A 289-nucleotide genomic window follows, 5' to 3' on the forward strand; every position below is an offset into this window, starting at 1 on the left:
GTGCAATCCTCTTCGCCTCCCACCTATCCTGTAAATCTTTGATCAAATTTCAATATCAGGCTACAGTAAAGCTCCATGGGGTCTTTCCGACTAGTTGCGGGTAACCTGCATTTTCACAGGTACTAAGATTTCACCGAGTCTGCTGCCGAGACAGCGCCCAAATCGTTACGCCTTTCGTGCGGGTCAGAACTTACCTGACAAGGAATTTAGCTACCTTAGGACCGTTATAGTTACGGCCGCCGTTCACTGGGGCTTCAATTCATTGCTTCGTATCGCTACTGACAAATCC

Annotated in this window: 1 rRNA gene; it reads right to left on the bottom strand. The window is 48.1% G+C overall.

Annotated elements, in window-relative coordinates:
- Positions 1-289: ribosomal RNA gene (locus NE665_RS24320) — 23S ribosomal RNA — on the bottom strand; the annotation flags it as partial.

Origin of the sequence: Clostridium sp. DFI.1.208, assembly GCF_024463855.1 — a bacterium.
In the GTDB taxonomy this organism is placed as follows: Bacteria; Bacillota_I; Bacilli_A; order Erysipelotrichales; family Erysipelotrichaceae; genus Clostridium_AQ.